Origin of the sequence: Blautia sp. DFI.9.10 (assembly GCF_024461705.1) — a bacterium.
In the GTDB taxonomy this organism is placed as follows: domain Bacteria; phylum Bacillota; class Clostridia; order Lachnospirales; family Lachnospiraceae; genus Blautia_A; species Blautia_A fusiformis.
In genome coordinates, this window is the sequence record NZ_JANGAA010000001.1 from 13731 (window position 1) to 40292 (window position 26562).

The following is a 26562-nucleotide window of genomic DNA, read 5'->3' on the forward strand; positions in this document are numbered from 1 at the left end:
TTGAAAAGCGTACAGAAGATAAGTGAAACTACGCAGGACCGGATCCTGGAAATGGATCTTTCCGCAGAGCTGAAACATGGGGTTGTTGTCAGTAACCTTGCCTATGATGTGGCAAAGGAGCTTGGTCTTGGTGAGAAAGAATGTTATCAGCTGGCTATTGCCGGAATGCTCCATGATATAGGCAAGCTGAAACTGGAAGGATACATTAATGGCCAAGAGCAGAATCCGATGGTCATTGAAGAACTGAAATATGTTCGCATGCACTCCACATTAGGTTATGAGATCCTGAAAGACCAGGGATATTCCGATTATGTTCTGGAAAGTATTCTTTATCATCATGAGAATTTTGACGGCAGCGGTTATCCCAGCAACAGAAGCGGAAAGGATATCCCTATGGGTGCAAGGATCCTGAGAGTATGTGATGTATATGCGGCTTTGAGTATGGACAGACCATATCGGAAAGCTCTGGAAAATGATGAAGTTTTAAGACTGATGATCGATGAGATTAAAAACTTTGACATGCAGGTGTTTCTTGCATTTCAGAGGGTGATTCATAAAGGAGGAAACTATGGCATTAAAAAAGAAACCGGTTACAGGAATGAAGGACATTTTACCGAAGGAAATGGCAATCCGTAACTATGTGATGAATATGATCAGAGAGACGTACGGAACCTTTGGTTTTTCCGCAATTGAAACTCCCTGTGTAGAACATATTGAGAATCTCTGCAGCAAGCAGGGCGGTGAAAATGAAAAGCTGATCTTCAAGATTATGAAGAGAGGCGAGAAACTGAAACTGGATACTGCAAAAACAGAGAATGATCTGACAGATTCCGGACTTCGCTATGACCTGACCGTACCGCTTTCCAGATATTATTCCAATAATGCAAACGAGCTTCCGGCTCCGTTTAAGGCACTTCAGATGGGAAATGTATGGAGAGCTGACCGTCCGCAGAGAGGTCGTTTCCGTCAGTTTATGCAGTGTGATATCGATATCCTGGGTGAGCCGACCTATCTTGCTGAGATCGAGCTTGTACTTGCAACTACAACACTTCTTGGAAAACTGGATTTCCATAACTTTACGATCCGTATCAATGACAGAAGGATCCTGAAGGCAATGGCTCAGTACAGCGGATTCCCGGCAGAGAGCTTTGATACTGTCTTTATTATTCTTGACAAGATGGATAAGATCGGCATCGAGGGAGTTGCAGAGGAGCTTGAGAAAGAGGGCTTTGCGAAAGAGAGCATTGACACTTATCTTGGACTTTTCCGTGAGATCACCAACGATGTTGAGGGTGTCCGTTATATTAAAGAAAAACTTTCTGATGTTCTGGAAGCAGGTATTGCAGAGGATCTTGAAACGATCATCAACACTGTAGAATCTGTAAAAACAGCAGACTTCAAAATGTCCTTTGACCCTACACTGGTACGTGGAATGTCCTATTACACAGGTCCGATCTTTGAGATTTCCATGGATGAGTTCGGCGGAAGCGTCGGTGGAGGCGGACGTTACGATGAGATGATCGGTAAATTTACAGGAAATAATACCTGTGCTTGTGGTTTCTCCATTGGATTTGAGAGAATCGTTATGCTGCTTCTTGAGAGAGGCTATGAGATTCCAACCAAGAATGGCAAGAAAGCATATCTGATCGAGAAGAACATGCCGGCAGACAAGCTTCTGAACATCCTGAAACAGGCAACTGAGGAAAGAAGTGCAGGTACACAGATCAATATCTCTATCATGAAAAAGAACAAAAAATTCCAGAAAGACCAGCTGGCAGCAGATGGTTATACAGAGTATGTAGAATTTTTCAACAGAGACTGAAACTGCCCGTCTGAAAACGGAGATAGCAGAGTAAATTAAAATGACTATGAAAAAAATAGTCAGAGGAGGATAAAAAGATGGCTGAAAGCATGCAGGGACTGCACAGAACTTGCCGATGTGCAGAAGTGACCACAGAGATGGTCGGAAAAGAAGTAACATTAATGGGATGGGTGGCAAAAGCCAGAAATAAAGGAGGTCTTGTATTTGTGGATCTTCGTGACCGTTCCGGGATCATGCAGCTGATTTTTGAGAATGGCAGCATTGACGAGGAAGGCTTTACAAAAGCAGGTAAACTGCGTAGTGAGTTTGTTATTGCTGTAACCGGTACCGTAGAGAAACGTGGAGGAGCAGTAAACGAGAATCTTGCAACTGGCGAGATCGAGCTTCGTGTAAAATCCCTCCGTGTTCTTGCTGAGGCAGATGTTCCTCCATTCCCGATCGAGGAGAATAGCAAGACAAAAGATGAGATCCGACTTAAATATCGTTATCTTGATTTAAGAAGACCGGATCTTCAGAGAAATATCATGATGAAGAGCAAGGTTGCCCAGCTTACAAGACAGTTCTTTACAGAAGAGGGATTTCTTGAGATTGAGACACCGATGCTTGGAAAGAGTACTCCTGAGGGAGCCAGAGACTATCTGGTACCATCACGTGTTCATCCGGGAAGCTTCTATGGCCTTCCACAGTCTCCGCAGCTGTACAAACAGCTTCTGATGTGCTCCGGATTTGATCGTTATATCCAGATCGCAAGATGCTTCCGTGATGAAGATCTTCGTGCTGACCGTCAGCCGGAGTTCACACAGATCGATATGGAGCTTTCCTTTGTTGATGTAGACGATGTTATCGATGTTAACGAGAGATATCTTGCATTCCTGTTCAAAGAAGTTCTGGATATCGATGTAAAACTCCCAATCCAGAGAATTACCTGGCAGGAAGCTATGGATCGTTTTGGTTCCGACAAGCCGGATATGCGTTTCGGTATGGAACTTCATGATGTCAGTGATATCGTAAAAGACTGCGGATTTGGTGTGTTCACAGGTGCGCTTGAGAACGGCGGAAGTGTTCGTGGTATCAATGCAGAAGGTCAGAGCGCAATGCCGAGAAAGAAGATCGATAAGCTTGTTGAGTTCGTAAAAGGTTATGGTGCAAAAGGTCTTGCATACATTGCCATTGCAGAGGACGGAACCAGAAAGTCTTCTTTCGCCAAGTTTATGACAGATGAAGAGATGGATGCTCTTGTAAAAGCTATGGACGGCAAGCCAGGAGATCTTCTTCTTTTTGCAGCAGATAAGACAAAATTGGTATACGATGTACTGGGAGCACTCCGTCTTGAGCTTGCAAAACAGATGGATCTTTTAGATAAAAATGAGTATCGTTTCGTATGGGTAACAGAGTTCCCGCTTCTTGAGTGGAGTGAGGAGGAGAACCGTTTTACAGCAATGCACCATCCGTTCACCATGCTTATGGAGGAGGATCTTCCGCTTCTTGACACAGATCCGGGAAAGGTTCGTGCAAAAGCATACGACATCGTTCTTAACGGAAATGAGATCGGCGGCGGCAGCGTGCGTATCCATCAGGATGATATTCAGGAAAGAATGTTTGAGGCACTTGGCTTCACAAAAGAAGCTGCACATGAGCAGTTCGGATTCCTTCTGGATGCCTTCAAATATGGAGTTCCGCCACACGCAGGACTTGCATATGGCCTTGACAGACTTGTTATGCTTATGGCAAAGGCAGATACGATCCGTGATGTTATTGCATTCCCGAAGGTTAAGGATGCCTCCTGTCTGATGACTCAGTCTCCTAGCCAGGTAAGTGAGGCACAGCTTCATGAGCTGGGACTTGACCTTGAGCCGCAGAAAGAAGAGGAAGAATAAAAAATCATGCAGCCGACAATCTATACATTTCTGATCGTTTGCCCACTTGTATTTCTTGCCGGATTTGTAGATGCTGTAGCAGGCGGGGGAGGACTGATCTCCCTGCCTGCTTATCTTTTGGCCGGAGTTCCTGTACATAATGCTGTTGCCACCAACAAGCTGTCATCAGCAACAGGAACATTGATCTCAACTGTCCGTCTGTGCAAAAATAAATTTGTGGACTGGATCCTGGTGCTTCCATGTATTCCAATGGCACTCTTGGGATCTTCCATAGGAGCTCACCTTGCTCTTATAGCTAGTGATAAGCTCCTGCGTTATATGCTGATCCCTGTTCTTCCGGTGGTTGCTTTTTATGTGCTGCGCAAGAAAAATATGGATGAGAAGGGTGGCGAGATCGCCAGAAAAAAACAGATCCTGCTCTGTGCCGTATGCTCTCTTGCTGTAGGATGCTACGATGGATTTTATGGACCAGGAACAGGAACTTTTCTCCTGCTTTTGTTTACAGGATTGGGAAAAATGAGTGTGGCAAAAGCATCCGGTACCATGAAGGTTACCAACCTCTCTTCTAATGTAGCGGCTCTTGTTGTATTTCTGCTCAGCGGAAAGATTGTGATCATGCTTGGAATTGCAGCGTCAGTGTTCTCGATCGCAGGACATTATACCGGTGCAGGTATGGTTATGAAAAACGGAAGCCGGATCATACGGCCTATTATTCTTATAGTCCTTGCATTGCTTTTTATAAAGATCATATCCGGAATATAAAAAAGAAGAATATAAAAAACCCGTGAAGATCACGCTTTCCTGTCAGAGAAAGCAGATATTCACGGGTTTTCTAGCTTTTATTCTTTATTCGTTATCTTCGGTAGAATCTTCAGGAACCGGTGAAGCGGTAAGAGTTCCGAAGATGGCATTGCCCAGTTCAGTACCTGCATTCTCAAGCTTCCAGGATGCACCATCGTTTGTGAGATGGAAGGTAGCAGTGGCAGTTATGGTTGCCTGATTATTCCTGATACTGTCCAGAAGCAGTTCATGTGATTTGTTGTAACGCTTCTGGGAACCGTCGATCACTGCATCAGCAGAAGCCAGATAAGTATTCAATTCTTTTTCGTACTGTGTAAGAATGGAATTACTGTCAAATGTGGTAAGCTCTGCGTCCACTTCAGCAAGATATCCGGAAACAGAGGTGCTTGATATTTTGTAGTTAAAACAGGAGTGAAACTGTTCCATAAGGGCAGAGGCAATGGCGTTTTTTGCCGAATCTGAAGTGTTCAGAATGGAATCCAGCCCCAAATAATTAGCCATCTGCTTTACATCCATTTCCTGAAGCGTTTTCAGATAGACGGTAAGCGTTTCGGCAGGCGGCACAAGATCAGGATCGGACAGATAGGTGATAAGGCCACCGACCAGATCATTTTCGAGAGAGGAACTGTGCGTAATCTCCCAGTCAGGTTCTGAAGAAGATCCAACATTGTTTAGTTGGATGGAAGTAGTGCGTTCTGCAGAACTGTACGTGTTATTCTTGAGAAGCTTGTACAGGAGCAGATAACGCTGCTCCAGGGAATTTCCGTTATCATTTTCTTTACCGGAGGCGGTTTCCAGTATTTCTTCCTGAAGGCTTGCAGAAACAAAATCACTGGCAAGAGCCTCAGCATCCAGAGTAGTAAGCTTAAGCTGCGCAGAAGCATTTTTTTCGTCGCTATCAACGGATATACCTAGGATTTTGTAATCGAAATTCTGAAAGAAGAGAGAAAATACTTCTTTTATGTCAGCAGAAAGCTTTGTGCTGTCATCAGAATCCGGAAACAGTTCCTGATAGGATATGTACTGCATGGTTGTTTCAGAGTCCAGATTTTTAAGAAGATCCAGATCTTTTTTGATCGCCTTCTCCGCATGAGCTTTGGCCGACTGGGAGCAGCTACATAAAAAAACTGAGAGAAGAATGATCATCAAGAAAGCCAGCAGATGTTTCACTGTCTTCATATTGTTCTTTCCTTTCAAAAAAGTTATATTACAACATTTTAGCAGATAAAGTACCGAAAGTCAAAATATCGCAAAAATGGAGAAAAAGGAGACTTTTTTATGAAAAATCTGTGAAATCTGCATCGTTTTCTTCAGGGACTTTTCTTTTTAGAGTGAATCTGCTATGATGTTTGAAGCAACAGATAGTTTCAGTACGATGCTGAGAAAAGGGGACAGATATGAAAAAACGTATTTTGATCGCACTTGGAGTCCTTGTACTTGCAGCCGGTATCGGAGCCGGTGGATGGTATTATTATACACATCATGCAGGGGCCGCAGGAGGCAGCGATATTGTATATGTAACAAAGATAAGCAAGCTTTCGGAAATGGATTCCGGAGTGGAAAACCGATATGCAGGTGTTGTGGAACCGCAGGAAACGGTTCAGGTAAAGATCGAAAGCGGCCGAAAGGTAAAAGAAGTTCAGGTAAAGACCGGTCAGGAAGTCAAGAAAGGGCAGCTTCTTTTTCAGTATGATCTTGGAAGCATCCAGCAAAGTCTTCAGGAAGCACAGCTGGCCTTGGACCGCCTGAAAAACGAACAGTTAAGTATATCTGATCAGATCACTACACTGGAAGCTGAGAAAAAGAAAGCTACAGCAGATAATCAGCTTTCCTATACAATAGAGATCGAAACACAGAAAATGAATCTCAAGAAGAATGAATATGATCAGAAAAGCAAACAGGCAGAGATCGATAAGCTTTCCCAGGCAACGCAGAATACCGAGGTGCGCAGTGAGATCGATGGAGTGATCCAGAAGATCGATACCTCCAAGATGGGCGGTGATGATTCTGAGGGCGTGGAGGATACGCTGACAGAAGGCACGACGGATTCCACAGATTCCAGTTCCGGAAACAGCTCCGGCAATGCATTTATCACGATCCTGAGTACAGGTGCTTATCGTGTAAAGGGAACGGTAAATGAAATAAACCGTGATTCGATTATAGAGGGAACTCCTGTGATCATTCGTTCCAGGGTGGATTCTTCAAAAACCTGGAAGGGCACCATGGGCTCTGTTGACCTGGATAATTCTACCAGCAACAGCAGTTCGGATATGGCAATGTTCGGAATGTCCAGTGCCAGTGATGATCAGACATCATCCAGTACCTATCCGTTTTATGTGAATCTGGATTCATCTGAGGGTCTGATGCTGGGGCAGCATGTGTATATTGAACCGGACGAAGGACAGGATGAGAAGAAGTCCGGTATCTGGCTGAACGATTATTTTATCGTGGATGCGGATACAGACAGCCCATATGTCTGGATCGCAAACGGTCAGAACAAGCTGGAGAAGAGAGATGTCATATTAGGACAGTATGATGAAGATCTTGGGGAATATGAGATCGCAGACGGACTTTCTGAAAAAGATAAGATCGCATTTCCTACAGACGAGCTGAAAGAAGATATGTCTGTCACAGAAGGTACTGCAGATCAGACTACAGCGGCTATGTGGGATGATTCAGAGGATGATGAAGGTTTTGATGATTCTGCGTACACGGAAAGTGATGGCTCAGAGCCTGAAATGATCGAAGATGGAGCGATCGACAGTGACATGATGGATGCGACAGACGATATTTCTTCGGGAGATGACCTTGTTCCGATGGAAGGAGCGCCGACAGAATGATTTTGGATTTAAAAGGAATATATAAGGATTATCAACAGGGGAAAATGACGGTACCTGTATTGAAAGATGTAGATTTTTCCATGGAGGAGGGAGAATATGTGGCGATCATGGGACCTTCCGGTTCCGGAAAGACTACACTGATGAATATTATCGGATGCCTGGATAAACCTACCAAGGGAACTTTTCTCCTGAATGGAGAAGATATTGCCAAATGTACAGAGAATGAGATGTCAGATATCCGTCTGAAAACGATCGGATTTGTATTTCAGAGCTTTCATCTCCTTCCAAGGCAGAGTGCGCTGACAAATGTGGAACTGCCGCTGAATTATGCAAGGGTTCCCAAAAAGGAGCGCCGGGAACGTGCACGGAAAGCTCTGGAGCGTGTAGGCCTTGCCGACAGGGTGGATTTTAAGCCCAACCAGCTTTCCGGAGGACAGATGCAGAGAGTGGCTATTGCAAGAGCAATCGTAAACAATCCCAAGCTTTTGCTGGCAGATGAGCCTACCGGGGCACTGGATACGAAATCGGGAGCACAGGTTATGGAACTGTTTCAGAAGCTGAACGATGAGGGAGTTTCTGTGCTGATGATCACACATGACCCGGAGATCGCGGCACATGCCAAACGGGTTGTTATGATCCGTGACGGTGAGCTGCAGGAAAAGAGGTGATAGAATGAAAGTGGTGAAGAGAGTGATCGTTGGTGTACTGGTTGCGGCATTGGCAGCCGGAGGAATCTACACAGGGCTTATGCATGTGAAAGAATCCAAGGTAACAGAGGTGCCGGTAACCAGCGTCAGCAATCTTCAGACGGACTGGTATTCGGAGACAACACTGGATGGAACCATCACCACGAATGTTTCTCAGAATGTAAATATGGATAAAGATATGATCATCGAGAAAATATATGTATCCCAGGGTGATGATGTAAAAAAAGGCGATAATCTGATCTCCTTTGATATGACACTTGTAGAGATGGAACTGAATATTGCAAAGCTGAAACAGCAGAAGCAGGAGCAGGATCTGACCAAAGCACAGAACCGTCTGACAAGTCTTCAGAATGGAGGTCCCATCGAAGACAGTACAGACAGTACTGATGATACGGACCTGAATCTTACAGGTGGTGATACAGGAGGTGACGGAGAAATGACAAATACCGATACACCTTCCGGAAGTGACGGAGACGAGGATATGCAGTCAACTACCGGTTCCGCGGCTACTACAGATGGTAGCTATCTTGCAGCGGCTTCCTCCAGGCCATTACTTCTCAGTGCCTTTACAGATACAGAAGGAGATCTTGAAGATTCTGCAGAGGAAGTTACCGAAGAAATGCCGTCCGGAGAAACGACGGACAGTGAAACAGAGCAGATGACCGGAGATGACACAGCGGATATGGAAGAGGATACAACTGCATCCGATGAGGATCTGATCATGGATCCGACCTACCAGGATCCTACTGCCAATGATATTACAGACGGAGAGACTACGGACTGGGGTTCCGGAGAAGATGACACCCCAACGGTATCTCCGACACCGACTCCCACACTGGGACCCAATGAGCTTCCTGATCCCAATATAACAGAACCGGAAATTCCGGGGATCACAGATGGTGAACCGGAATTTTATCAGAAGCTGGATTATACTTCTCAGCCGTTTACAGGAACCGGTACGGAAGAAGATCCCTATGTTTTTCTTGTAAGCAGTGCCAAAGGCAAAGTTACGGTGATGGGATCCTTCTTTAACAGAATGGCGGGATACAGTGAGGATGGAACCAAAGTGGTCCAGAAAGGCGGCAGCTGGTTCCAGCTGGAGTTTCATGAGAATGATACCATTGCTGATTTTCAGGACAGAACACTTTCCTGTACAGGATATTATCTGATCGATGGAAGTCTTCTTGAAAATCCGGTATATATGTATGCGGAAACAGAATTTACACTGGACGAGGCTTCCAAATATGACAAAAATGATGATGAGATACCGGATGACAGCGGTGATGGAGATGACGGTACTGATGGCACAACCATGTCAAGAGAGGATGCGATCAAGATCCAGAAAAACAAGATCGCAAGTTTGAAACTGGATATTGAGGAAAATAATCTGAAAATCACTAAGCTGGAGAACAAAATAAAAAACAAGCTGATAACAAGCAAACTGGATGGAACGGTTGCTTACATCGGAGATGAAGTCACAGGTTCTTATAATGGAGATGCTTTTCTGAAAGTAAAAAGTAAGGATGGTTTTTATGTTACCGGAACGGTCAGCGAACTGATGCTGGATCAGATGAAGGAGGGAACACTTCTTCAGTGTACCAGTTATAATTCCGGCAGCTTTGAGGCGAAGGTACTGAATGTATCCGATTACCCGGTGGATTCTTCAAATGCTTATTATGGTGGAGATTCTAATCCCAATGTATCGTATTACACCTTTAATGCAGAGATCACAGATCGTTCATTGCAGTTTACCGACCAGGATTATGTGACGGTATCTCTGAAGTCAAATAAACTTGCCGAAGGCAGTATGGTTGTGATGAAGGCATTTATCCGTACGGAAAATGGAACCAGCTATGTATACAAAGACGTGAAGGGAACACTGAAAAAGCAGCAGATCACAGTGGGAAGCATTGTGAACAGCGGATATTATGCAGTTGTAACTTCAGGTCTGAAATCCGATGATCTTCTTGCTTTCCCATATGGTGATGCCGTGAAGGAGGGAGCCAAGACAAAAGAAGTGACTTTGGATGATATGTACAATGAATAAATAACAGGAAGGAGAAATTTCATGTTTGAAAATATACGCCTGGCTTTTCAGGGAATATGGTCACATAAGATGAGATCCTTTCTGACCATGCTGGGTATTATTATTGGTATTGCATCTATTATTGCAATTGTATCTACGATCAAAGGTACCAGTGAGCAGATCAAGGAAGATCTGATCGGGTCCGGAAACAATACCGTACAGGTTATGCTCTATGACGGAGACAGTACATACGATATGGATTATGGTTCTTACGGAAGCTCGGCCACACCGCCGGTTATTTCTGATTCCCAGAAAACGGCGATCGGAGACTTGGATCATGTGATCAGTTCTACATTTTATTACAGTAGCCAGTCTGCCAGTGTTTATTATAAAAACACAAGCTTTCAGGGCGGAACCGTGTATGGGATCGACAGCAATTATCTGAAAACGATGGGATACCTGGTCCAGTCCGGGCGGGGATTTGTACAAAAAGATTATGACAGCTACCGAAAGGTTGCTCTTGTGGATTCCAATGCTGCACAGAATATTTTCGGAAGTGAGAGCCCTGTAGGGAAAACCATTGAGGTGGGATCAGAACCGTATATCATTGTAGGTGTGATCACTCAGAGTGAGGACAGCATGCCGAAGATCAATACGATTTCTGAATACGAGGAATATTCGCAGACGATCATGGGAAGCGTGATGATCCCGGATACTACCTGGCCTGTTGCATTTAAATTTGATCAGCCGCAAAATGTGACAGTCCGTGCAGACAGCACAGATAATATGAGTTCTGTAGGAAAAGCAGCAGAGGATATTCTGAATACAGGAATCCAGAATGAAAAAAACAAATCGAACTTTAAATATAAAGCGGAAGACATTATGGAGAAGGTTAAGAATCTCCAGAAGCTCAGCGAAAGTACCAATCAGCAGCTGATCTGGATCGCAAGTATCTCCCTGCTTGTTGGTGGTATCGGTGTTATGAATATCATGCTTGTATCTGTCACAGAACGTACCAGCGAGATCGGACTGAAAAAAGCTATCGGAGCAAGAAAAAAAGTGATCCTGGGACAGTTTCTGACGGAAGCTTCGGTGCTGACCAGTATCGGAGGAATCATTGGTGTGGTCCTTGGGATTATCCTGTCAAAAATGGTGTCTCAGGTGTCAGGAGCACCAACAGCCATCAGCGTTCCGGCAATTATCGGTTCTGTGGTATTTTCCATGCTGATCGGTCTGATCTTCGGACTTCTCCCATCTGTAAAGGCAGCTAATCTTAATCCGATCGATGCCCTTCGCAGTGAATAAAAAGATATACATACATATAGCATCTGCAATTGCCGGAAGGATTCCGGCGGCAGATGCTTATTTTTATATCTGAAAGTATTGTTCAGGTTTTATGAAGCTCTGCGGTCTTTATTTTGTCACTTTTGCTGTATATATGACAAAAAAAGAAAGTATAAATAGAGTTTTTACAGGTTTTTTAGAGATCATAAAAAAATCGTGGCAGAATCTTTGGATAGTGTGATATAATACATCATAAGTGGGCAAATATAAAAACAGAAGGAGATAATTTCATGAAGGTTTTGGAAGGTAAATCTGTATTTTCCGGTATTGCGATCGGTAAGATCTCAATCCTCCAGAAAGTTGACGCCAGTGTTAAACGTGTTCACGTGGAGGATCCGGAAGAAGAGGTAAAGCGTGTGGAGGCAGCCAGAGAGCAGGCTGTGGCACAGCTTCAGAAGCTTTATGACAAGGCTCTTCAGGAAGTTGGAGAGTCCGGAGCGGCAATCTTTGAGGTTCATCAGATGATGCTGGATGATGATGACTATCTGGATTCCATCCACAACATTATCCGTACAGAGTCTGTAAATGCAGAATATGCGGTTGCAACAACTGGTGATAACTTCTCATCAATGTTCGCACAGATGGACGACGATTATATGAAAGCAAGAGCAGCTGATGTAAAGGATATCTCAGACCGTCTGGTACGTGTGCTTTCCGGCCATGGAGATGGAGAGCTTGAAGCATCCGAGCCGGTGATCGTAGTTGCAGAGGATCTTGCACCAAGTGAGACTGTACAGATGGATAAGAGCAAGGTTCTTGCTTTTGTCACAAGAAAAGGTTCTTCTAACTCACATACTGCGATTCTTGCGAGAACCATGAATATTCCGGCGCTGATCAATATTGAATACGATGAGTCCATGGACGGTAAGATGGCAGTCGTAGACGGAAAGAGCGGAAATCTGATCGTTGAGCCGGATGCAGAGACCCTTAAAAAATATGAGGATATGCGTGCCGATGAACTTGCACAGCGTGCAATGCTCAAAGAACTGAAAGGTAAAGAAACTGTTACCAAGAGCGGTCGTAAGCTCCACCTTTATGCCAACATCGGAAGTACAGGTGATGTTGCGAATGTACTTGCCAATGATGCGGAAGGCATCGGACTTTTCCGAAGTGAGTTCGTATACCTGGAAAAAGAAGACTATCCTACAGAGGAAGAGCAGTTCCAGGTTTACAAGACCGTAGCTCAGAATATGGCCGGCAAAAAAGTTATCATTCGTACTCTGGATATCGGAGCGGACAAGCAGATCGATTATTTCAATATGGCGCATGAGGAAAACCCTGCAATGGGATATCGTGCGATCCGTATCTGTCTGGACCGTCCGGAAGTATTTAAGACACAGCTGAGAGCACTTTTCCGCGCAAGCATGTTCGGAAATATTTCCATCATGTATCCGATGATCATCTCTGTAACAGAGGTGAAGCAGATCAAGGCCATTGTAGCAGAAGTAAAAGCAGAGCTTAAGGAACAGGGGATCCCGTTCCGTGATGACGTGGAGCAGGGTATCATGATCGAGACTCCGGCAGCTGTTATGATCAGTGATCTTCTTGCAAAAGAGGTTGATTTCTTCAGTATCGGAACCAATGATCTGACCCAGTATACACTGGCTATTGACCGTCAGAATGCAAAGCTTGACAATATTTATGATTCCCATCATGAGGCAGTTCTCCGTATGATCCAGATGGTTGTGGATAATGCACACAAAGAAGGTATCTGGGCCGGAATCTGTGGTGAGCTTGGTGCGGACACTACACTTACTGAGAGATTTGTAGAGATGGGACTGGATGAGTTGTCCGTATCTCCGACATTTGTTCTTCCGGTTCGAAAGATCGTAAGAGAAATGAAATAAAACACAGATCATAAATAGATAAGGATATTTTTGATAAATAGTGTGACAGCTGCTGTGCATAAATATTTGTATGGCAGCTGTTTTTTTAGTTACTGTTCACTGGTAATATTCCGCGAGGTATTTTTTGTGAGCGAAGGTCACAGAAAATTTCCAATTGTGATATAGAAAAAAATATGATACACTAACATCATGGCTTTCTACAGCAGTTCAAAGAATTAGTTCATCAGGGGCTGATGCATTAATTCTTTGAACTGTGAGATAACAGACCAGGAGGAGAGAAAAGAATGGGCAAAATTGCCATTGTAACAGACAGCAACAGCGGTATCACACAGGCCCAGGCCGAAGAGCTTGGCGTTTATGTGATACCGATGCCGTTTTATATTAATGAAAAAATGTATCTTGAAGGTGTAACTCTCACACAGGAAGAGTTTTATGAGAAGCTTAAGAAGGATGAACCGATCTCCACATCTCAGCCAAGTCCGGCTGATCTCTGTGATCTGTGGGACAAGCTTCTGAGAGATTATGAGGAAATCGTTCATATTCCGATGTCAAGCGGACTGAGTGCATCCTGTTCTACTGCAATGGGACTTGCTATTGATTATAATGGTCGTGTTCAGGTAGTGGACAATCAGCGGATTTCCGTAACACAGAGACAGTCTGTAATGGATGCTAAGATGCTTGCCGAGGCAGGAAAAAGTGCTGCAGAGATCAAGAAGATCCTTACAGATCAGAAACTCGATTCCAGTATTTATATCACACTTGACACCCTGAAATATCTGAAAAAAGGTGGCAGGATCACACCGGCAGCAGCAGCCATCGGAACGGTTCTGAACCTGAAGCCTGTACTTCAGATCCAGGGAGAGAAGCTGGATGCTTACGCCAAGGTCCGTGGCAAGAAGCAGGCCAAACGTGCCATGCTGAAGGCAATGAAGAATGATTGGGAAACACGTTTTAAGGAATACGCATCTGACGGTGAGATGTGTCTTCAGGCTGCTTATACAGGAAATCTGGAAGAAGCAGAAGAATTTAAAAAAGAGATCCAGGAGGTATTTCCGGGAATGGAGATACATATGGATCCCCTTTCTTTAAGTGTTGCCTGCCATATCGGTTATGGTGCCCTTGCAGTCGCATGTTCAAGAAAAGTGACGTTATAAGCATAAAATACAGAAACAAAGATATGAGGAGTTTGAAACATGAAGAAGATTATGGAACAGATGGCGGAAGAACTTTCCGCAGCATTTGAAAAAGCAGGTTATGATCCGTCCTACGGAAAAGTTACTGTTTCCAACAGACCGGACTTATGTGAGTATCAGTGTAACGGTGCTATGGCAGGAGCCAAAGCATATCACAAGGCACCGTTTATGATCGCTGATGATGTGGTAGCACAGCTGTCAGACAGCCGGATCTTTTCCAGAGCAGAAGTTGTAAAGCCTGGATTTATCAACCTGGATGTGAAAACGGAATTTGTTGCAGAATACATGAATAAGATGGCAGAGGATGAGAAGCTTTCTGTTGAGACTGCCAAGAATCCGAAGACGATCATTATCGACTATGGCGGACCAAACGTTGCCAAGCCGCTTCACGTAGGACATCTCCGTTCTGCGATCATCGGTGAGAGCATCAAGCGTATCGGACGTTTTGTAGGACATAAGGTGATCGGTGATGTACATCTTGGAGACTGGGGCCTTCAGATGGGACTGATCATCACCGAGCTGAAACACCGGAAACCGGAGCTGGTATATTTTGATGACAGCTTTACCGGTGAATATCCGGCAGAGGCACCGTTTACTATCAGCGAGCTGGAAGAGATCTATCCATGTGCCAGTGGGAAGTCCAAAGAGGATGAGGCTTACCGTAATGAGGCACTGGAGGCAACCCACCTTCTTCAGCAGGGTAAACCCGGATACATGGCGCTCTGGAACCACATCATGAATGTATCTGTAACTGATCTGAAGAGAAACTACGCGAACCTGAACGTAGACTTTGACCTCTGGAAAAAAGAATCCGATGCACAGCCGTACATCCCGGATATGGTAGAGGATATGAAGAAGCGAGGATTTGCCTATGAGGATCAGGGCGCTCTTGTTGTAGATGTAAAAGAAGAGAGTGATACCAAGGAGATCCCTCCATGTATGCTTCTGAAATCAGACGGAGCTTCTCTCTATACGACCACAGACCTTGCTACTATCGTAGAGCGTATGAAACTCTTTCAGCCGGATGAGATCCTTTATGTTGTTGACAAGCGTCAGGAGCTGCATTTTATCCAGGTATTCCGCTGCGCAAGAAAAACCGGTCTTGTAAATCCGGAGACCAAGCTTTCCTTCCTTGGTTTCGGTACCATGAATGGAAAAGACGGTAAACCGTTTAAGACAAGAGAAGGCGGTGTTATGCGTCTGGAGAACCTGATCGCAGATATTGATGAGGAAATGTATCGTAAGATCGTGGAGAATCGCAGTGTAAAAGATAAAGATGCAAAGGATACTGCCAAGATCGTAGGACTTTCCGCAATCAAATACGGAGATCTTTCCAACCAGGCGACCAAGGATTACATCTTTGATGTTGACCGCTTTACATCCTTTGAGGGAAATACAGGTCCGTATATCCTTTATACTATCGTTCGTATTAAGTCAATCCTGAACCGTTATGTACAGGAGGGAGGAGATTTAAGTACAGGTAAGATCCTTCCGGCAGTCAATGCCAGTGAGAAGAACCTGATGCTTCAGCTTTCCGGCTTTGCGGCAATGGTTGAGAACGCTTTTGAAGAAAAAGCACCACATAAGATCTGTGCATATATCTATGAGGTATCCAATGCATTTAACAGCTTTTACCATGAGACCAAGATCTTAAGCGAAGAGGATCAGGCACAGAAGGAATCCTTCCTTCAGCTACTCCAGCTTACAAGAAGAGTGCTTGAGACAAGCATCGATCTTCTTGGATTCTCTGCACCGGATCGTATGTAAGGTATAGCTTTGCAGATACAAACATTATGAATAATGACAGACCGCCGGATAAAGAGACATTTTTGTCTGCTATATTCGGCGGACTTTTTTATATAGAAAGTTCTTTGCAAAAAAGAACAGGACGTGCTATAATAGGACTTATCCTAAACGAGGGCAGATCACGAATATCTGCCTGACTATAAGTTATCTGTTTTTTCAAACCGGAATTCACCGGATTATCCCAAATCAATAAGAAACGTAATTATAAATATTGTCTGACAGAAATGAGAGGAAGGTGATCTGTCTGATCGGAAATGTTCTGAAAGAACGTTATTGCATTGTAGAACAAATTGGACATGGCGGAGGTGGAAGTCTTTATCTGGCAAAAGATATGGAACTTGGTATCTGCCGTGCAGTGAAAGAGATACCGATCGCAAAGAAAAAAGAAGCCAGACTCATGCAGCATCTGGAATATCCTGCAATACCGAAGATTATCGATTATGTGGAAACAGGGGAGTACTGTTATCTGATCATGGAATATATCAAGGGTCAGTCGCTGGGAGAACTTCTCCGTTCAGGAAAACGGTTTTCTTTACGGGAAATCCTTGCCCTGGGAAAGGAGATTGCCAGAGTATTGGAATATCTTCACAGTCGGAAGCCACCGGTCTGTTACGGGGACCTGAAACCGGATAATCTTATGTTTTCTGAAACCGGGCATCTGTATCTGATAGATCTTGGAAGTGCCATGTTCGATCATGGAAAAAGAAAACAGATCTGTGAAGGAACGAAAGGCTATGCGGCGCCGGAGCAGTATCAGGGCTACTTAAGACCGGAAAGTGATATTTATGCTTTGGGGAAGACCCTGGAAAAGCTTTGCGGAAAAAAGAAATGGCAGTGGATTTTATATCCGGATTTTTTCTGGCTTCTGTTCCGATGTACCAGAAAACAGGAAAAATACAGATATTCGGATATGTCAGTGGTTCAGAAGAAAATCCAAAAGCTGGAAAACAGATATCGGATGATCACTTGGAGAAAACGATTTCTGGAAGCGGCAGCTGCAGGGATTCTGATAGGAACACTGATCTTGATAGCAGGATTGCTGAAAACGGAAGAATTTTCTGTGGCGATCTCAGAAGTAACTGATTTGTATTACGAAGCCAGACAGTATCCGGAAGACTCAAAAGATCGGGAAAAGTGCTGTATGGCAGCGGAAAAGAGACTCCAGAGGTTAAGTAGAAATTATGGGGAAAAAGAACAGCAGCGTCGTATTGAGCTATTGCTGGCATGGAATGCGGAGCTTTTGTGTGAACCGGAAAAAGCGGCTTTATATTATGAAAATCTTCTTCTGTATGATGCAGAATATCCTGTGGCCTACGGGGAATATGGGATGTTTCTTATTCGGACCGGTCAGAAAGAGGCCAGCAGAAAGCTGTGGGAAGATTATAAAGAGAAAGAAAAAGCGGAATTACTGGATGACAGTGAAAGCAGAAATCTGCAGCTTTGGGAGGAGATCAATGAGAAAAAGAAGAGAAAGTGATCAGAAAAAACCAAAAGAAATGAAAATTCCTAGTAGGAAAACCTGTTTTATTGTTTTGTTTCTGCTGGTCTTATGCAGCTGGATGATCCCTTCCATTGCTGTCTATGGATTTGATGTGTCAGGAATGGATAGTTTTGATACCGGCGGATTTGATATGAATGTGGGAGAAGGAACCGGACAGCTGCCGGAAGACTGGGAAGAAAGCTATGCAGGAGAAGGAAGTGATGATAGTAATTGGAACAGAGAAGAAGGAAATACTGAGGAGTATTCCGCTGCCTGGGCAGAATCGGAGAATGATCAGGAGGAGTCTGCACAATGGAATTTAGATTTTCAGACAGATGAGGTACGTTCTCAGGAAGAAAGCTTTATGGAAAATGGAAATACTGCGGCAGAAGCAGAGATAGCTGATACACCTGCGGAAAAACTGACGGAAACGCCGATACCAACAAAACTGCCAATACTGACTGAACAACCAATCCCCATACAGACAGTGACAGCAAGTCCATCTGTAACGGTGACTCAAAAACCAGTTCGAAAGTCAGTGACAGATGCATCAAAGAGGGAGAAGAAGCAAAATCCGGCATTATCTTACTATCGGACAGAACCAACAGGAACGTCGGATAGGAAAAAAGAAAAAGAGCAAAAACCGGTGATCCGAATGAAAACAGACGGTAACAGGATCCGGATAGAGATCAGTCCGGATATTCCGTTCCAGATCCTTTCATTTCGGATCAATGGAAAAGAATGTGATTTTTACTGGCAAGGAAAAAAGCTTCTGGCGGAATTACCGAAAAAAAGCAGAAATCCCTGGAAAGCAGAACTCATGGGTTTTGTGAAATCCGGGAAGCTGTACTATGAAACCATGGACTTACCAGAAAAACAGTGATACAATAGGCATACTTACTGATTATTTTATACAACAGGAGGAATTTATGTATAAGGCAATCTTTTTTGATCTGGACGGAACACTGACAGAATCCGGAGAGGGGATTACGAAATCTGTACAGTATGCACTGGAGAAGCTTGGAGTTTCGGCACCGGAGCTGGAGCCATTGAAGGTTTTTGTGGGTCCGCCGCTTCTGGAACAGTTTATGAAATATGCGGGATTTGATAAAGAGACAGCACAGAAGGGAATTGAATATTACAGAGAGCGGTATTCAGAAAAAGGAATGTATGAGAACACCGTTTATCCCGGTGTGGAAAACACTCTGGCAGAACTGAAACGTCGTGGTTACCGGCTGGCTGTGGCGTCTGCGAAACCGACCTTTTACGTAACACAGATCATGGACCATTTTAATCTGAGCCGGTATTTTGAGGTGATCGCCGGGACGGACCTCAATGGACCGAAAGTAACCAAATCTCAGGTGATCGAGGAAGCTCTGGAAAGAATGAGCCTTTCTGACCATCGTGACCAGGTGATCATGGTGGGTGACAGAGAACATGACATTCTCGGAGCCAGACGATGCGGGATCCAGTGTGTGGCTGTATCTTACGGATATGGAAGCAGAGAAGAACTGGAAAAGGCACAGCCTCTTCAGATCGTAGCTTCCGCAGATGAACTTCTGAATTTTTTCGTCTGACCCCTCTGCACAGACAGAATATTTTTCAAATAGTGTGGAGGGAGCTTTATCCGGCAGGAATCCATTATCTTATCGGACAGATCCTCGGAAGCGCCGTGCTTCTCTGGCTGGCAGGGCATGTCGGCAACGCACAGGAAAGGTACTATAGTTATACGCTGGTGATCACCGGACTTACCGGAGTGCTGGTTATGTTTCCGGCAGTATATTTTTATCGGAAGGATCGTATAGGAAGGCTGATCGGCGGTTTGACTTCCGTTGAGGAACAAAGGCTATCTATTCCTGAAATGCTGCTTCTTCTTGCTGCTGGAGCCGGATTTGCCCAGTATGCCAATGTGCTGGTGGCGATCCTGCAGAACTGGATCTCATCCAGCTATGGAGAGACGATGACGAAGATCACCTCAGGAAAGAGTTTGTTTATGATGATCTTCTGGATGGGGATCATAGCGCCTGTTGCAGAAGAAATGATCTTTCGCTGGCTGATCTATCTGCGACTTCGGGATCACTTTTCTGTACTGTTTTCCGCTGTGATCTCTGCGGCGTTTTTCGGAATTTATCACGGAAATGTCCTGCAGGCTGTGTATGCGTTTGTTCTGGGAGGGATTTTTGCGTGGTTTCTGGAGATGGGCGGTAATAAGTGGACCAGTGTGCTGATGCACATCGGAGCCAATACCTGGATACTTATTTTCAGTGAATACGCCCAGACTCTGGTGGAAAAAGCCGGAGCAGGAAGCCTTCTGATGATCTATGGTGTTTTTGCGGCAGCGATGATCGGAGGATATCAGTATTTTGCACGCCGGGGAGAAAAACGTGGCTACCGGGCTGTATGATCCAATGTGGAACACGAATGTCTGCCTGCTACTGGATCAGGCAGAGTGATAGATGAATATTTGCTTTACAGAGAATCTGTAGTGGAATCATAGTATAAGGATGCCATTACAGATTTTTTTATAAAAATATGCCGGAATCTTTTGCTGCCGGTAAATTTATATAGATTTTATATTTATTTAAGAGGCCATTTCTTGCGTACCTTTGTATCATGTGCTATCATAAGCGTATTAAAAGAATTAATACACTTAATACACAGATTACAGAGAAAGGAGCGTCGTATGTTATTCTTGGACTATCAGGACAGACGTCCCATTTACGAGCAGATCGTAGAGAAATTCCGGATGCTGATCCTGTCAGGAGCTGTGGAGCCATCTTCCAAGATGCCGTCTGTGCGGCAGCTGGCCGTGGAATTATCCATCAATCCCAATACCATCCAGCGGGCATATATGGAACTGGAGCAGCAGGGGCTGATCTGTCCGGTGAAGGGAAAAGGCAGTTTTGTCACAGACAGCAGCAGGATCAGGCAGATCGGTATGGAAGAAACCTTAAGTGAGCTGAAAAAGATCACAGAAAAGGGAATGGCTCTGGGAGTAGGGGAGGAAGAAATGATCGGTGTGATCCGCTTATGCTATAAGGAGGGAAACAATGATTGAGATAAAAAACTGCAGCAAAGCTTTTGGTAAGATACAGGCAGTAAATAAGGTCACCATGGATATCGGGGAACGGGAGGTTTTTGGACTGATCGGCTCCAACGGTGCGGGAAAAAGTACTCTGCTCCGTATCATGGCCGGGATCATCCGTCAGGACAGAGGAGAGGTGCTGATGGATGAAGAACCGGTTTTTGAAAATGAAAGGATCAAAGAGCATTTTTTCTACATACCGGACGATGCATATATTCCGGCAAATTACAATGCTCTGGACATGGCAGAATTTTACCGTTGTATTTATCCGGGATTTCAGCAGGCGCGTTTTGAGACAATGATGAAGCAGTTTCATCTGGATGGAAAACGAAAAATCAGCACTTTCTCCAAGGGAATGAAGAAACAGCTTCTGGTGATCCTGGGAATCAGTACAGGAACGAAATATCTGTTTTGTGATGAAACCTTTGATGGCCTGGACCCGGTAATGCGCCAGGCAGTAAAAAGTATTTTTGCATCGGAGATCATGAGTCGTGAATTTACGCCGGTGATCGCTTCCCATAATCTCCGTGAGCTGGAAGATATCTGCGATCACATCGGGCTTCTTCATCAGGGAGGAATTCTCCTTTCCAGAGATCTGGAGGATATGAAATTCCACATCCATAAGATCCAGTGTGTACTTACTGACAAAAAGAAAGAAGAAGAATTAAAGAAAGAGCTGGAGGTTTTGAAAACAGAGCATCAGGGCTCCCTGCTGCTTATTACTGCGAGGGGAACAAGAAGAGAAATCATGGAGAAGATACAGGCAAAAAATCCTCTTTTCTGCGAAGTGCTCCCACTGACTCTGGAAGAAATATTTATCAGCGAAACGGAGGTGGCAGGCTATGAAGTCAAAAATTTATTCCAGTGAGTATATGAAATCCTCTTCCAAAGGACAAAGATGGATCCCGGCATTTGCCATGATCGCATTTCTCCTTGCATTTCCGGTAGCGGAACTTATTCTGATGGGAAAATGGAATGAGCGCAGTTATACTCAGAGTCAGCTTTCCTATCTGTATTCCAGCCTGTGGAGCAGTGACTTTCTCACAATGGGAGCAGCTGTGGCTGCGGTAACCGCATTTTTTGCAGCAGTAAGCGGCTTCTGGTATCTGTATTCCCCGAGAAAAGTGGATTTCTATCACAGCCTTCCGGTAAAGCGAAGTGCACTGTTTCTGCACAGAGTATTGTTGGCTGTTCTTTATTATCTGGTGCCATATGTGATCATGGAATTTGCTGCGGTATGCATCGGGGCAGCCAGAGGATATTACAGCCTTTCCATTATGAAAAAGGCACTGATCCTGCTGGTGCTCCATCTCCTGATGTATCTTCTGGTGTATTTTTCCACAGTGCTGGTGATCGCCTGCACCGGTACCATGTTGATGGGAGCACTTGCATGGGCAGGGCTGTTTACCTACAGTATCGTTCTGGCAGTGATGCTGCAGTTAAGCGGACATTTATTTTTTGATACCTGGTACGAGGGCAGTTACGGAATTCTGGCAGCAGTGCGGAATCTGGGATCTCCTCTTATGGTGATCGTAAGCTTTATAGATAGATACAGCAGCGGAAGCTTTGGAAAGCATTTGCTGATACTGATCCTCACGCTGTTTATCATGGCAGCACTTTCCTGGATGGCATTTTGCAGACGAAGGTCAGAGAATACCGGAAAAGCTCTGGTATATACCTGGATGGAGCCGGTCTTAAGTGCCCTGATCACAATACCATTCGGACTGGGGATCGGTCTGATCTTTTATATGATTCCGGAAGATTCATCCAAAACAGCATGGTGGATCTTCGGAATGATACTGGGAACGATCCTGGTCCATGGAATTCTGGAAGTGATCTATGAAATGGATTTTCGCAGATTTTTCCGCAGAAAAGTGCAGCTTATGATCCTTGGAGGTGTTGTGGCAATCTGTGCGCTGACCATGAAAATGGATCTTCTGGGATATGACAGTTATTTTCCGGCTTATGACAATCTTCAGGGAGTTGTGATAAATGTAAGCAATCTTTCATATACAGAGCAGCTTTGCAATGTGGAAAAAAAAGAAAACGGAATCTATAAGATCCGGTATACTGCCACCTCAGACAATAGTTCCGGTCTGCTGGATCAGCCGGTGATGAAAAGTAAAGCATTATATAACAGTCTGAAGGATATCAGGCTTCAGAATGAAAAAGGAAAAAAATCAGGAAGGCGCATGTATGTGCGCTATATAAATAAACAGGGATTCAGTGTATGCAGAGGCTATATTGTATCCTCTGCACAGGCACAGAATCTTATGGAAGCCCTGTATGATGAGCAGACATGGAAAGAAGACAGATATTCATTTTTTCAGCTGGACAAACAGTATCTGAAAGAGGTCACCGGTATTTTCTGTGACGGAGATATTCAAACATTATTTGAGAAAAATGCAGAGAAGCGTCAGGCGCTGGCAGAGGCGTTGAGAAAGGACATTCTGGAAAACGGCGGTCAGACAGTAAAAGATCAGCCATGTGCAATGCTGATGTTCGATTATGCGGGAATTCCGTCAGAAGGCTACATGGATGAATGGGGAATGAATGTACCGGCTGTTCAGGAAGGAGAGAGTGTGTCTACCTCCGTTCTGGTGTATCCGGCATATAAGAGAACACTTGCAATTTTGGAAGAAACAGGATATCCTCTTTCTATGGATGAGCTGTCTGTTGAGTATATTGATGTTTATTACTTCAGCTCCGAAGCTGCCGGCGAAGATGATGAAGCTTTTTCCGACACTGAGCCTATTTCGGATCTTGAAGAAACAGATAACGGTTATAAAGTCCGTTACGATAAAAAGGAACAGCTGGAAGCCCTGAAAAAATGTATCCGTCCATCACAGCTGGTAAACGGATGGACTATCTGGAATGCAGATGCCACAATGGAAGTGGTTCTGGAAGGACAAGAGAGCACCGGCGGGGATTCCGGACTTTATATGACATTTGCCGGTGAGATCCCGGATTTTATCAGAGCAGATGCAAAGGCAGCCCATGTAACAGAATGGGAGGTAAATGATTAATGGAAAAACCAGTCCGGCTGGATAAATTTCTGGCAGATGCCGGCGCAGGTACAAGAAGCGAGGTAAAAAAATACATACAGAAGGGTCAGGTGCAGGTTAACGGGAAATCTGTGAAGAAACCGGAGCTGAAGGTAACAGAAGAAGATCAGGTGGTTATGAACGGGCAGGAGCTCCATGCTGCACCGGAATATGTATACTATCTTTTTAACAAGCCGGCAGGCTGTGTCAGCGCAACGGAGGACTTCAGAGATAAAACGGTTCTCGACTACATTGAAGAGAAAGACAGAAGAAAGGGTCTTTTTCCGGTGGGACGCTTGGATAAAGATACAGAAGGCTTTCTTCTGATCACAGATGACGGTCCTCTGGCACACGAGCTTCTTTCTCCGAAAAAGCATGTGGATAAGACCTACTATGCAAAAGTATCCGGGAAAGTGACAGAAGAAGATGTCGTGAAGCTGGCAGAAGGCGTGGATATCGGGGAAAAAGATCTCACACGACCGGCAAGGCTGGAGATCCTTTCTACCTGGGAGTCCGGCACAGAATCTGCAGAAGCCGGTAAGAACTGGGAATCTGAGATCCGACTTACCATCCACGAGGGAAAATTCCATCAGGTAAAACGGATGATGGAGGCACTGGGAAAAAAAGTAACTTATTTGAAAAGACTATCCATGGGGCAGCTGGCGCTTCCTTCAGATCTTCCGACAGGAAAATATCGTTCGCTCACCGAAAAAGAGCTGGAGCTTCTGAAGTCTGCCGGAAACCGCTGAAAAACAGAAAAAAATTGGAAAAATCCCCTTTACATAAGGGGATTTTCTATGCTATAATTCAGAAGTTGCAAAAATAAGCACGCACGGCGATTCTATAAGGATGGTGCCCTACGGTGTGAGGATGGGTCCAGAGAGAAGGCGACCTGTGCGGAAGAATTTAACCAAAAAGGAGAAAAGACATGAGCGTTATTTCAATGAAGCAGCTTTTAGAGGCAGGTGTTCATTTCGGACATCAGACAAGAAGATGGAACCCTAAAATGGCTCCGTACATCTACACAGAGAGAAATGGTATCTATATCATCGATCTTCAGCAGTCTGTAGGAATGGTTGACGATGCTTACAATGCAGTAGCAGATATCGTTGCCAACGGTGGACACATCCTTTTCGTAGGAACTAAGAAACAGGCTCAGGATGCTATCCGTACAGAGGCAGAGCGTTGTGGAGAGTTCTTCGTAAATGAGAGATGGCTTGGTGGTATGCTTACAAACTTCAAGACAATCCAGAGCCGTATCGCAAGACTGAAAGAGATCGAGACAATGGAAGCTGACGGAACATTCGACGTACTTCCTAAGAAAGAAGTTATCGAGCTTCGCAAAGAGCTTGTTAAGCTTCAGAAGAACCTTGGCGGAATCAAAGAGATGAAGAGAATCCCGGATGCTATCTTTATCGTAGATCCTAAGAAAGAGAGAATCTGCGTACAGGAGGCTCATACACTTGGAATCCCGCTTATCGGTATCTGCGATACTAACTGTGATCCGGAAGAGCTTGACTATGTGATCCCGGGAAATGACGATGCTATCCGTGCAGTAAAACTCATCGTTTCCAAGATGGCTGACGCTGTTATCGAGGCTAAGCAGGGAACTGCTGAGGCAGATGGCGAGATCGAGGCTGAGTCTGAGGAGTTTGCAGCTACAGAGGAATAATTCGTATAAACAGAATATTTCAGGAGGAAACGAACAATGGCTATTACAGCAGCACAGGTAAAAGAGTTAAGAGAGATGACCGGCGCCGGAATGATGGATTGTAAGAAAGCTCTTACATCTACAGATGGTGATATGGATAAAGCAGTTGAGTTCCTGCGTGAGAAGGGTCTTGCTACAGCACAGAAGAAAGCAAGCCGTATCGCAGCAGAGGGTCTTTGCAAAACTCTGGTAACAGAGGATGGAAAGAAAGCAGTCGTTGTTGAGGTTAATGCTGAGACAGACTTCGTTGCAAAGAATGAGAAATTCCAGGGCTATGTTGCAGATGTTGCAGCACAGGCACTTAACACAACAGCAGCTGATATCGATGCTTTCCTTGCTGAGGCATGGGCACTTGATACAACTAAGACTGTAAAAGAGGCTCTTGCAGCTCAGATCGCAGTAATCGGCGAGAACATGAACATCCGTAGATTTGCTCAGGTTGAGGAACAGAACGGATTCATCGCTTCCTACACTCATATGGGTGGAAAGATCGGCGTTCTTGTAGACGTTGAGACAGATGTTGTTAACGATGCTGTTAAAGAGATGGCTAAGAACGTAGCTATGCAGATTGCAGCTCTGAAACCGCAGTACACAAGCGACAAGGAAGTAAGCGCTGACTATATCGAGCATGAGAAAGAGATCCTTATGGCTCAGATCCAGAACGATCCGAAGGAGTCCCAGAAACCGGCTAAGGTTATCGAGGGAATGATCACAGGACGTATCAAAAAAGAGCTTAAAGAGATCTGCCTTCTTGACCAGACATACGTAAAAGCAGAGGACGGAAAACAGTCCGTTGCTAAATATGTAGAGCAGGTAGCAAAAGAGAACGGCGCTAAGATCCAGATCAAAGGCTTCGTTCGCTACGAGACAGGCGATGGTCTTGAGAAAAAAGAAGAGAACTTCGCTGAGGAAGTTGCAAAGCAGATGGGTAAATAATCCATTAACTTAAGTTTTCATTATATTATTTTAATAAGTCTGA

22 protein-coding genes are annotated in these 26562 nt (G+C 44.6%); 21 read left to right on the plus strand and 1 reads right to left on the minus strand.

The window, feature by feature from the left end; all coding sequences use genetic code 11:
- The 4 genes from NE671_RS00055 (at position 1) to NE671_RS00070 (ending at position 4461) form a co-directional block, all read left to right on the plus strand.
- Positions 1-636 (plus strand): HD-GYP domain-containing protein, encoded by a 636-nt coding sequence (locus NE671_RS00055; RefSeq protein WP_021650382.1) that lies wholly within the window; start codon positions 1-3, stop codon positions 634-636.
- Positions 569-1822, plus strand: coding sequence for a histidine--tRNA ligase (gene hisS, locus NE671_RS00060; RefSeq protein WP_114002783.1), 1254 nt, complete (start codon positions 569-571; stop codon positions 1820-1822). The genes NE671_RS00055 and hisS overlap by 68 nt, the downstream gene beginning before the upstream one ends.
- Before the next feature lie 77 nt (positions 1823-1899).
- Complete coding sequence (gene aspS, locus NE671_RS00065; protein WP_173740462.1) at positions 1900-3699, plus strand: aspartate--tRNA ligase; 1800 nt, start codon at positions 1900-1902, stop codon at positions 3697-3699.
- 6 nt (positions 3700-3705) lie between these two features.
- Positions 3706-4461: a sulfite exporter TauE/SafE family protein gene (locus NE671_RS00070; protein WP_021650384.1), complete on the plus strand. Its 756-nt coding sequence runs from the start codon at positions 3706-3708 to the stop codon at positions 4459-4461.
- Positions 4462-4545: 84 nt separating this feature from the next.
- Here the strand turns inward: NE671_RS00070 and NE671_RS00075 are convergent, their stop codons facing one another.
- Positions 4546-5679 carry a hypothetical protein gene (locus tag NE671_RS00075; RefSeq protein WP_173759013.1) on the minus strand — a complete coding sequence of 378 codons (1134 nt, stop codon included), beginning with the start codon at positions 5677-5679 and terminating at the stop codon, positions 4546-4548.
- A gap of 218 nt (positions 5680-5897) precedes the next feature.
- Between NE671_RS00075 and NE671_RS00080 the strand changes: the two genes are divergently transcribed.
- The 17 genes from NE671_RS00080 to tsf all read left to right on the plus strand — a co-directional run bounded on the left by NE671_RS00080 (position 5898) and on the right by tsf (position 26519).
- Positions 5898-7340: an efflux RND transporter periplasmic adaptor subunit gene (locus NE671_RS00080; RefSeq protein WP_173740464.1), complete on the plus strand. Its 1443-nt coding sequence runs from the start codon at positions 5898-5900 to the stop codon at positions 7338-7340.
- A complete protein-coding gene (locus tag NE671_RS00085) occupies positions 7337-8008 on the plus strand; it encodes an ABC transporter ATP-binding protein (RefSeq protein ID WP_015524653.1) in 672 nt (223 codons plus the stop codon). The genes NE671_RS00080 and NE671_RS00085 overlap by 4 nt, the downstream gene beginning before the upstream one ends.
- Before the next feature lie 4 nt (positions 8009-8012).
- Entirely contained in the window at positions 8013-10094 is a 2082-nt protein-coding gene (locus tag NE671_RS00090; RefSeq protein WP_110102462.1) for a hypothetical protein, read from the plus strand.
- Positions 10095-10115: 21 nt separating this feature from the next.
- On the plus strand, positions 10116-11378 hold the full coding sequence (locus tag NE671_RS00095; RefSeq protein WP_021650388.1) for an ABC transporter permease: 1263 nt from the start codon (positions 10116-10118) through the stop codon (positions 11376-11378).
- Positions 11379-11647: 269 nt separating this feature from the next.
- Positions 11648-13264 carry a phosphoenolpyruvate--protein phosphotransferase gene (gene ptsP / locus NE671_RS00100; RefSeq protein ID WP_015524657.1) on the plus strand — a complete coding sequence of 539 codons (1617 nt, stop codon included), beginning with the start codon at positions 11648-11650 and terminating at the stop codon, positions 13262-13264.
- 284 nt (positions 13265-13548) lie between these two features.
- Entirely contained in the window at positions 13549-14418 is an 870-nt protein-coding gene (locus NE671_RS00105; RefSeq protein ID WP_015524658.1) for a DegV family protein, read from the plus strand.
- A 39-nt stretch (positions 14419-14457) separates the two neighbouring features.
- On the plus strand, positions 14458-16224 hold the full coding sequence (gene argS / locus NE671_RS00110; protein WP_173740465.1) for an arginine--tRNA ligase: 1767 nt from the start codon (positions 14458-14460) through the stop codon (positions 16222-16224).
- 250 nt (positions 16225-16474) lie between these two features.
- Positions 16475-17740 carry a serine/threonine protein kinase gene (locus NE671_RS00115; protein ID WP_256163517.1) on the plus strand — a complete coding sequence of 422 codons (1266 nt, stop codon included), beginning with the start codon at positions 16475-16477 and terminating at the stop codon, positions 17738-17740.
- Positions 17718-18626 (plus strand): hypothetical protein, encoded by a 909-nt coding sequence (locus tag NE671_RS00120; protein ID WP_173740467.1) that lies wholly within the window; start codon positions 17718-17720, stop codon positions 18624-18626. The genes NE671_RS00115 and NE671_RS00120 overlap by 23 nt, the downstream gene beginning before the upstream one ends.
- Positions 18627-18672: 46 nt before the next feature.
- On the plus strand, positions 18673-19320 hold the full coding sequence (locus NE671_RS00125) for an HAD family hydrolase (protein ID WP_059085566.1): 648 nt from the start codon (positions 18673-18675) through the stop codon (positions 19318-19320).
- Positions 19321-19352: 32 nt separating this feature from the next.
- Positions 19353-20147 (plus strand): CPBP family intramembrane glutamic endopeptidase, encoded by a 795-nt coding sequence (locus tag NE671_RS00130; protein WP_256163518.1) that lies wholly within the window; start codon positions 19353-19355, stop codon positions 20145-20147.
- A 279-nt stretch (positions 20148-20426) separates the two neighbouring features.
- Positions 20427-20801 (plus strand): GntR family transcriptional regulator, encoded by a 375-nt coding sequence (locus tag NE671_RS00135; RefSeq protein ID WP_015524662.1) that lies wholly within the window; start codon positions 20427-20429, stop codon positions 20799-20801.
- Positions 20794-21696: an ABC transporter ATP-binding protein gene (locus tag NE671_RS00140; protein ID WP_059085567.1), complete on the plus strand. Its 903-nt coding sequence runs from the start codon at positions 20794-20796 to the stop codon at positions 21694-21696. Before NE671_RS00135 ends, NE671_RS00140 begins: the two co-directional genes overlap by 8 nt.
- Positions 21671-23854: a DUF6449 domain-containing protein gene (locus NE671_RS00145; protein ID WP_173740468.1), complete on the plus strand. Its 2184-nt coding sequence runs from the start codon at positions 21671-21673 to the stop codon at positions 23852-23854. Before NE671_RS00140 ends, NE671_RS00145 begins: the two co-directional genes overlap by 26 nt.
- Positions 23854-24621: a pseudouridine synthase gene (locus NE671_RS00150; protein WP_173740469.1), complete on the plus strand. Its 768-nt coding sequence runs from the start codon at positions 23854-23856 to the stop codon at positions 24619-24621. The genes NE671_RS00145 and NE671_RS00150 overlap by 1 nt, the downstream gene beginning before the upstream one ends.
- Before the next feature lie 179 nt (positions 24622-24800).
- A complete protein-coding gene (gene rpsB / locus NE671_RS00155; RefSeq protein WP_044960678.1) occupies positions 24801-25544 on the plus strand; it encodes a 30S ribosomal protein S2 in 744 nt (247 codons plus the stop codon).
- A 36-nt stretch (positions 25545-25580) separates the two neighbouring features.
- Positions 25581-26519, plus strand: a complete 939-nt coding sequence (gene tsf / locus NE671_RS00160) for a translation elongation factor Ts (RefSeq protein WP_021650399.1) — start codon at positions 25581-25583, stop codon at positions 26517-26519.
- Positions 26520-26562: the final 43 nt, after the last annotated feature.